Genomic DNA, 7,713 nt, shown 5'->3' on the forward strand with positions numbered 1-7,713 from the left:
CGTCCATCAGTCTTCGTACTCGGACCGGTTCTCCCACCGCGCCTCCTCGCGCCAGCCGGACGTGTAGGACACATCCAACCGACGCCAGCGGCTACACGCGAGACCGGTGAAGGTTTCCGGTCACAGCACTAGCCATGCCCGATCGCGGCCGGAGGCACTATCGATTGCTGCCCCGTCGATCGAGGCGCCGATGTCCTCATGACCGATGATCGTCACGATGACGCCCCACGGCTGCTGACTGGTCACCCGGACTCGTACCCTCTGTCCAGGTACAAGGTCGGCTCCGGCGGAATCGAAGCGAGGCACGGGCCAATTGTGCCTTGCGCGCAGCGGCCTGCCTGATCACCCCGTATGCCGTCGACCCGCCCGAAGGGGAAGCGGGCCAAGGCCACCGGGTCCAGGTGCAGCGCCCCACGGACGAACGACCTGGACCCGGTGGTCTTGGTCTGCTCGGCTTGTCCCGGGTCGATAGCGGGCGGGTGATCAGGCTTCCACCTCAGCCATCTACGGCCCTGCGTGTGTAATACGGCGATCATCCCGGAGCCGGAGCGCCCCCACCGGAGGTGCGTTCGTTAATGGTTAGTCGCAGGTAGGTCCCGCAGAGAAGATGGGTGCCATGCCTGACCTGTTGTGGGATGACGTAAAGCTCTTCTTCGATCTGGAGTTCAATGGGGCGTTGCCCGATGTGGTGATTGAAGGAACGAGCGTTGAGGACTGGCAGACCCTTCTTGATCTCATTCAGTCTCAAGGCTGGCAGTACGCCTACGAGCTGTACGACGGGCCTACAGAGCTTCCCACCGCCGTTCAGATGATCGCGATGGGAGCCGGCTCAGCCCAATTGCGGGTGCGGCCGGTGCCCGAGATTGAAGCGATCTTTCGCGCGTATCAGGCCGAGTCAATTGACTTCGATGTCGACCTGAGGGAGTTGCAGGGGCAGGAGCGCTTGGATGTCCTGTTCTATTTCTTCAGGGTCATCGGGCGGCGACTCAGGAAGTCCGTGCTGATGTGCTCGGAGGGATCTGATGGTCCTCCGCTCCTGGGGTTCGATGTGGAGATTGACCGGGTGGTGCTTTTGGCCGATCCGGGTGTGTAGGGATTGCGGGATCTCTGGGGTGGGTGTGCGACCCGCGTGGACGCGGCCCGAGCTGCCGGCGGCCGGGACCGGCCCCCAGGCCGCATGCCCGGCTGAACCGCGCCGGGTTTCATGGAGACTCGGCGCGGTTCAGTCCGGAACGTGCGGCTCGGCTTGGACGCGTTGACGCTCCGGCTCGACGGTGGAGCTGCTGCGGCTACCACGATCGCCCGTAAGCGGCCGGTCTTCTACAACGCGCTTCAGTACGCGGTGGACCTGGAGGGGTTGCCCTCCAACCCGATCGACAAGGTGAAGGCGTGGAAGCCTCCGAAGGTCCGGGAGGTCGTGGACCGGCGTGTGGTGGTCAACCCGGTCCAGGCTCGGGAACTGCTCACCGCAGTGACCTACGTGAGCCGTCTCGATCGTGGCCGGCACCTGCGGGGCTTCTTCGCCTGCCTGTACTTCGCCGGTCTCCGCCCGGCCGAAGCGCTCGGGCTCCGTAAGCAGGACTGCCACCTTCCCGCAACGGGCTGGGGGCGGCTCATCCTGGCCAAGTCCAAGCCGCAGACGAACAAGAAGTGGACCGACAGCGGTGAGGCTCACGACGATCGAGGCCTGAAGCACCGGGCCGAGGACGAGGGCCGTCCCGTTCCGATCCCGCCTGAGCTGGTGGCCATCCTGCGGGAGCACATCCAAGAGTTCGGCATCCACGAGGACGGCCGGATGTTCCGTAGCTCTCGTGGTGGCGTGATCTCCATCGGGACCTACTGCGAGGTGTGGAAGGCGGCGCGGGCCTTCGCCCTGACTCCCGAGCAGCAGATCTCCCCCTTGGCTGCTCGGCCGTACGACCTGCGGCACGCGGCGGTGTCCCTGTGGCTCAATGCCGGGGTAGCGGCCCCTGACGTGGCAGAGCGAGCGGGGCACGGGGTGGACGTGCTGCTCAAGGTCTACGCCAAGTGCATCGACGGGGGCGCGGAGATCGCCAACCAGAGGATTGAGGATGCGCTGGCGGCGTGAGCCCACCGGTTACGGTGAGAGGGTCTCGGTCATCCCGGGGCCCTCTCTTTTTGCCTGGCTGAGCTGGGCAAACGTGGCCGGTTCCATCCCACAGATATCCCACGACCAGCGACATGCGGCGGCTCAGAGCGGCATACGGCTGCACATCCCGGAAACGATCAACGGCGCCTCACCAAGGCGAAGTGCCTGGTCAGACGCCGTTTCACAAGCTCAGCGGAGAGCGTGGGATTCGAACCCACGAGACCGGTCACCCGGCCTAGCGGTTTTCAAGACCGCCGCCATCGTCCACTAGGCGAGCTCTCCTGGTGACACGTCCCAAGAACGTGTCAGATTGCACACTAGTCTCTCATTGGCCCGGACGTGCCCGAGACCCGGCAGGCGCCGAACAACAAAGCCTGCCGGGCCGGCGGGTCAGGGTTGGGGACCGGCGAAGCCGTCGCCGACCGAGGCGGCCAGGCGGAGGTAGGACTCGCGGGTGGCGGGCTGGAGCCGCTCCAGGTCGATCTCCGCGCCTTCCTCCAGATGCGTGTCGTAGGGGACCCGGATGACCGCGCGGCAGCGGGCCGCGAAGTGGGCTTCCAGGCGGTCGAGGTCGACGGTCGACTTCGACCTCGGGCGGACGCTGCACAGCACCACGGTGGCGGAGCGGACCAGCTCCTCGTAGTGGTGGGCCTCCAGCCAGTCCAGGGTCGCCGAGGCGGCGCGGGCGCCGTCCACGGAGGGGGAGCTGACCAGGACGAGCTGGTCGGCCAGGCCGAGCACGCCGGACATCGCCGAGTGGAGCAGGCCGGTGCCGCAGTCGGTGATGCAGATCGAGTAGAAGTTCTCCAGGACCTGGGCGACCGACTGGTAGTCGGACGCACTGAACGCCTCGGACACCGACGGGTCACGATCGGAGGCGAGGATCTCCAGGCGTGAAGGGGCCTGCGAGGTGAAGGCCCTGATGTCGACGTACCTCTTGATCTGCTGGCGCTCGTTGAGCAGGTCGCGAACCGTCGCGGAGGTTTCGAGCTCGACCTTGTCCGACAGGGTGCCCCGGTCGGGGTTGGCGTCGACCGCGATGACCCGGTCTCCGCGTACCTGGGCGAGGGTGGCGCCGAGGCCGACCGTGGTGGTGGTCTTGCCGACACCGCCCTTGAGGCTGAGCACGGCGACGCGGTGGTGGCCGGTGGCCACCGGGGTACGCGCGCGACCGACCAGCTCGCGACGGCGGCGGACCTCGGGGGACTCGCCCGGCTTGATCAGTCCTGCGGACGCCTTGTAGACCAGCTTCCGCCAGCCCCCGGCGGGCGCGTTGCGACGCCCGCGGAGCAGCGACTCCGGATCCAGGCTGTCGGCCGACGGCCGGGGGGCCGTGCCCGGAGGGTGCTGCCTGGCCGGCGTGCCGAAGGCGGCCGCCGGAGCCGTCTGACGGCGGCGTGCCTGGTACGGCTCCCGAACCGGTTCGGCCGCGTCCCTGCCGGGTGCGAAGGGGTTCTCCCGTTCCATCCGCTCCTGGGCTGAGGCGGCCTCCCGCCCGGAGGCGGCACCTGGCACGAAGGGGTCGGTGCGTTCCTGGGGTGAGCCGCTCTCCCGGCCGGGCGCGAAGAAGTTCTCCCGTTCCGTGCGCTCCTGACCGGAGGAGGAGTCCGAGAAGGCGGAGAAAGTGGAAGGGGAGGAACGTTCCGGTGAGGGTGACGGCGACGCGGCCGGCTCCGGCCTGTCGGCGCCGAAGGACTCGGGGGCCTGGAAAAGCTCGGGCTCGCGGGAGGACGGCGGGGCGGGAGCCGGAGCGGGCTCGAAGCGCTCGGGTGACTCCTTCGCCGCCGGTGCCGCCGTGGATTCGCCACCGGTGGGGAACCTGTCGGTTTCCACCGAACCGAAGGTGAAGCGGTCGGCGGCGGTCTCGGCTGCGGGCCGGTCGGTCCCGGTGCTCTCCACGGAGAAGTCTCCGCTGCCGAAGGAGAAGGCCGTGCCACCCGGGGTGGACTGCGCGCGGTCCTGACCACCGCCGAAGCCCTCACTGCCGAAGCCACCGCCGAAGGAGAACCGGCCGGGGTCGGTGCCGCCGAACTCGTCGCTGCCGAAGGTGAACCGCTGGGTGTCCGAGGAGGCCGGCGTGGCCGGCTCAGGGTCGGCGGTCCCGGCGGACGAGGTGGACGAAGGGGCGGGATCGGAGGACTCCGCCTGGCGCTGGGGTTGCTCGAACAGGCCGCGGGACGGCTCGTGCGCGGGCGCCGCGAACGGGGTGCGGATGTGCGGTTCGGTGAAGTCCCCCGGAGCGCTGTCGCCGGGCTCCTGGCGCGGCAGGGGCTTGAGCGGCGCGAGAAAGCCGTCGTTGTCCTGCTTGCCGGATGCCGGGGCGGGCACGGTGAAGGAGCTCACCGTGTCGGAGGCCTCCATCCAGTCGGCCGCGTCGGCGTCCTCGACCGGCGGTTCGGCCGTCGGCGAGCTCGTGGCCGGGTGGGCCGAGTCGACGGCCGCGCGGAACAGCGGCGAGGACGCCGTGTCGGGCTCGGCCGGGACCAGACTCCAGGGGTCCTTCGGGTACGGCGAGACGACGGTGTCGTCCACCGTGGTGGCCTGCACCGCCAGGGCCGGCGCCTCCTCCTGCTCTTTGATGGCGTCAAGCCACGCGAGCTGTTCCTCGAGAGATTCCTCACGATCGTGTCTTGCCACCGTGTTCCCCCTCGGGATGGGCATAAAAGGGCAGCAAACACATAGCAGGTTAACGCCCTGTGTTCTTGTCAACGCGAGCAACCACCAAGTTGGCTTGGCGGATACCTTTGCTCACATGCGCGCCATCGTGATCGATAAACCAGGCGGACCGGAAGTTCTGACGTGGCGGGAGGTTCCCGACCCGTTACCCGAGCGCGGCGAAATCATCATCGACGTGGCGGCCTCCGCGGTCAACAGGGCCGACGTGCTGCAGCGGCTGGGTTTCTACAATCCGCCCGCCGGCGCCTCTCCGTACCCGGGACTCGAGTGTTCCGGCGTGGTCGCCGAGGTGGGGCCGGACGCCGTGGGATTCGCGCCGGGTGACCGGGTGTGCGCGCTGCTCAGCGGCGGCGGGTACGCGGAGCAGGTCGCCGTACCCTGGCAGCAGGTCATGCGGGTGCCCGACGGTGTCGACCTCGTCGAGGCGGCCGGGCTGCCCGAGGTGGCTTGCACCGTCTGGTCCAACGTCTTCATGACCGCGCGCCTGCGGAAGGGCGAGACCCTTCTCGTGCACGGCGGCGCCAGCGGGATCGGCACGATGGCCATCCAGCTGGCGAAGGCGTTCGGCTCGCGGGTGGTCGTCACCGCCGGGTCGCCCGAGAAGATCGCCCGCTGTCTGGAGCTGGGCGCCGACGAGGGGATCGACTACCGGCGGGAGGACTTCTCGGAGAAGGTCGAGGCCGATGTGATCCTCGACATCATGGGGGGCAGGTACCTGCCGGGGAACGTCAGGGTGCTCAAGACGGGCGGGCGGCTGGTCGTGATCGGCCTGCAGGGCGGCACGAAGGGCGAGCTGGACCTGGGAGCCCTGCTGGCGAAGCGGGCCTCGGTGCACGGCACCACCCTGCGCGCCCGGCCCGTCGACGAGAAGGGGGTCATCGTCCGCGGGGTGGTGGAGAACGTCTGGCCCCTGGTCGACGCCGGGGCGATCCGGCCCGTGGTGCACGCCCGGGTGCCGCTGAGCGAAGCGGCCGAGGCTCACCGGATCCTGGAGTCCGGAGAACACACCGGGAAAATCCTGCTAGTAGGTTGAAGACTATGAACGCTGAGGAGAGCACTCCGCACATCGTTGTCGTGGGCCCCCATGGCTCTCAGGAAGATGAGACCTCCGAGGGACGATCGGTCGCCGACCTGGTCGAGCAGCCCGCCAAGGTGATGCGTATCGGCAGCATGATCCGTCAGCTCCTGGAGGAGGTCCGGGCGGCTCCGCTGGACGAGGCCAGCCGCAAACGGCTCAAGGAGATCCACCAGAGCTCCATCAAGGAGCTGGAGGACGGTCTGGCGCCGGAACTGGTCGAAGAGCTGGAACGGCTGTCGCTGCCGTTCACCGAGGATGTCAACGGCGCCCCGCCGAGCGACGCGGAGCTCCGGGTCGCCCACGCCCAGCTGGTCGGCTGGCTTGAGGGGTTGTTCCACGGCATACAGACCACGCTCTTCGCCCAGCAGATGGCGGCCCGCGCCCAGCTGGAGAACATGCGCAGGGCCCTGCCCGGCGGCATCTCCCTCCAGCAGCAACAGCAGGAGGGTCACGGCGCCAACCCCGGCCCCTACCTGTAGGGCCGTCAGGGGCTGTAGAGCCGTTCGAGGACTCCGGCGACCCCGTCGTCGTTGTTGGCCGCGGTCACGTGATCGACCGCGGCCAGCACCTCCGGGTGGGCGTTGGCGACGGCGTACGAGATGCCCGCCCAGCGGAGCATCGGAAGATCGTTGGGCATGTCGCCGAAGGCGATCACTTCGTGCGGCCCGATGTCGCGCGTCATGGCGAGATGGGCCAGCGCCGAGGCCTTCGTGACGCCGTACGCGCTCATCTCGATCAGTGCCCGGCCGCTGGAGTGAGTGGGGGTGACCAGATCGCCGACCAGCCCGCAGACCGCCGCGTGGAGAATGTCGGGATCCATCGTGGGGTGGAGTGCCAGCAGTTTGGCGCAGGGCCGCGAGGTGAGCGTGGTCGTCCCCACCCGGAGTCCGGCGACCGCCCTGCTGTCCCACCCGCCGAGACGGAAGTCCGATTCGTGGGCGAATCCACCCTCGTATTCCACTGAGAAGGCGAGGTCCGGAACCTTTTCCCTGAGCCGTCTCACCACCTCTTCAAGCACGTCCGGGTGGATGAGGTGGGATTTGACGATCTGTTCGGTGTGCAGGTCGTAGACGAGGGCTCCGTTGGCGCATATGGCCAGCCCGCGATGGCGCACGGCTCCGGCGACCGTGTGCATCCAGCGGGGCGGCCTGCCGGTCACGAAGACCAGCGCCGCCCCGGCGTTCTCCACAAGCGCAAAAGCAGCGGCTGTACGGGGGGAGACGGTGCCGTCCGAACGCAGAGCGGTGCCGTCGAGGTCGGTGGCGACCAGCCTGGGGCTTCGCATAACAAGTCCCAGTCTGCACTGTGATGGCCGGGGTGTCGGCCCCCAGCATCCCGTCCCAGGAATCTTCCTGATGGCGGGAACACGCATGCGCCGGATAGTGTTAGATGTGATGGCGTTGTATTAGCTGAATCCCGTTGTGAAAACCAGTTTGACTGAGCCACCCCGGGGCCCGCTGTACGACACATGGGGTTCATGAGGTGTGAATCCCAAAGTTTCAAATCCTGAGGGAGAGCTTTAATGGCTCAGGGAACCGTCAAGTGGTTCAACGCTGAAAAGGGCTTCGGCTTCATCGCACCGGATGGCGGTGCACCGGACGTGTTCGTGCACTTCTCCGAGATCCAGGGCAACGGCTACCGTAGCCTCGAAGACGGCCAGCGGGTCGAGTTCGAGATCACCCAGGGCCAGAAGGGCCCGCAGGCCTCGCAGGTCCGCGCCGTCTGACGCATAGACCTCTTGGTTGAACCTGTTTGACCGGAAGGCGGGGTTCGCTCCTGGCGAACCCCCCCCGCCCCAAATGAGGGACAAACCCACAACAAAGGAAAAACGGCGGGGATGGGAAAAATG

8 protein-coding genes and 1 tRNA gene are annotated in these 7,713 nt (G+C 67.9%); 5 read left to right on the forward strand and 4 right to left on the reverse strand.

Annotation, left to right across the window (positions count from 1 at the left end; translation table 11 throughout):
* Nucleotides 1-120: 120 nt before the first annotated feature.
* Nucleotides 121-246, reverse strand: coding sequence for a hypothetical protein (locus tag ABZ260_RS42045; protein WP_355628966.1), 126 nt, complete (start codon nt 244-246; stop codon nt 121-123).
* A gap of 370 nt (nt 247-616) precedes the next feature.
* On the opposite strand from ABZ260_RS42045, the gene ABZ260_RS42050 reads away from it, so the two are divergent.
* Nucleotides 617-1,093 carry a hypothetical protein gene (locus tag ABZ260_RS42050; protein ID WP_355628969.1) on the forward strand — a complete coding sequence of 159 codons (477 nt, stop codon included), beginning with the start codon at nt 617-619 and terminating at the stop codon, nt 1,091-1,093.
* 141 nt (nt 1,094-1,234) lie between these two features.
* On the forward strand, nt 1,235-2,089 hold the full coding sequence (locus ABZ260_RS42055) for a hypothetical protein (RefSeq protein ID WP_355628971.1): 855 nt from the start codon (nt 1,235-1,237) through the stop codon (nt 2,087-2,089).
* A gap of 214 nt (nt 2,090-2,303) precedes the next feature.
* Here ABZ260_RS42055 and ABZ260_RS42060 read toward each other — a convergent pair.
* Both ABZ260_RS42060 and ABZ260_RS42065 read right to left on the reverse strand, forming a co-directional pair.
* Nucleotides 2,304-2,392 (reverse strand) — tRNA-Ser (locus ABZ260_RS42060).
* A gap of 108 nt (nt 2,393-2,500) precedes the next feature.
* The gene (locus ABZ260_RS42065; RefSeq protein ID WP_355628974.1) at nt 2,501-4,747 is read right to left on the reverse strand and encodes an AAA family ATPase; all 2,247 of its coding nucleotides are present in this window, start codon (nt 4,745-4,747) and stop codon (nt 2,501-2,503) included.
* A 115-nt stretch (nt 4,748-4,862) separates the two neighbouring features.
* Between ABZ260_RS42065 and ABZ260_RS42070 the strand changes: the two genes are divergently transcribed.
* Together ABZ260_RS42070 and ABZ260_RS42075 are read left to right on the forward strand one after the other, a co-directional pair.
* Nucleotides 4,863-5,819 (forward strand): NAD(P)H-quinone oxidoreductase, encoded by a 957-nt coding sequence (locus ABZ260_RS42070; RefSeq protein WP_355628977.1) that lies wholly within the window; start codon nt 4,863-4,865, stop codon nt 5,817-5,819.
* Between the two features lie 5 nt (nt 5,820-5,824).
* The gene (locus ABZ260_RS42075) at nt 5,825-6,343 is read left to right on the forward strand and encodes a bacterial proteasome activator family protein (RefSeq protein WP_350914018.1); all 519 of its coding nucleotides are present in this window, start codon (nt 5,825-5,827) and stop codon (nt 6,341-6,343) included.
* Between the two features lie 5 nt (nt 6,344-6,348).
* Here the strand turns inward: ABZ260_RS42075 and ABZ260_RS42080 are convergent, their stop codons facing one another.
* Nucleotides 6,349-7,149: an HAD family hydrolase gene (locus tag ABZ260_RS42080; protein ID WP_355560751.1), complete on the reverse strand. Its 801-nt coding sequence runs from the start codon at nt 7,147-7,149 to the stop codon at nt 6,349-6,351.
* Nucleotides 7,150-7,386: 237 nt separating this feature from the next.
* Here ABZ260_RS42080 and ABZ260_RS42085 point away from each other — a divergent pair, with 237 nt between their 5' ends.
* Entirely contained in the window at nt 7,387-7,590 is a 204-nt protein-coding gene (locus tag ABZ260_RS42085) for a cold-shock protein (protein WP_012886943.1), read from the forward strand.
* Nucleotides 7,591-7,713: the final 123 nt, after the last annotated feature.

It is taken from the genome of Streptosporangium sp. NPDC006013 (assembly GCF_040614275.1).
Taxonomy (GTDB): domain Bacteria; phylum Actinomycetota; class Actinomycetes; order Streptosporangiales; family Streptosporangiaceae; genus Streptosporangium.

What these genes read in the sequence shown, in the direction of transcription:
- ABZ260_RS42050 (WP_355628969.1), top strand. Translation starts at nt 617, where the DNA reads ATGCCTGACCTGTTGTGGGATGACGTAAAGCTCTTCTTCGATCTGGAG.
- ABZ260_RS42070 (WP_355628977.1), top strand. Translation starts at nt 4,863, where the DNA reads ATGCGCGCCATCGTGATCGATAAACCAGGCGGACCGGAAGTTCTGACG.
- ABZ260_RS42075 (WP_350914018.1), top strand. Translation starts at nt 5,825, where the DNA reads ATGAACGCTGAGGAGAGCACTCCGCACATCGTTGTCGTGGGCCCCCAT.
- ABZ260_RS42080 (WP_355560751.1), bottom strand. Translation starts at nt 7,149, where the DNA reads ATGCGAAGCCCCAGGCTGGTCGCCACCGACCTCGACGGCACCGCTCTG.
- ABZ260_RS42085 (WP_012886943.1), top strand. Translation starts at nt 7,387, where the DNA reads ATGGCTCAGGGAACCGTCAAGTGGTTCAACGCTGAAAAGGGCTTCGGC.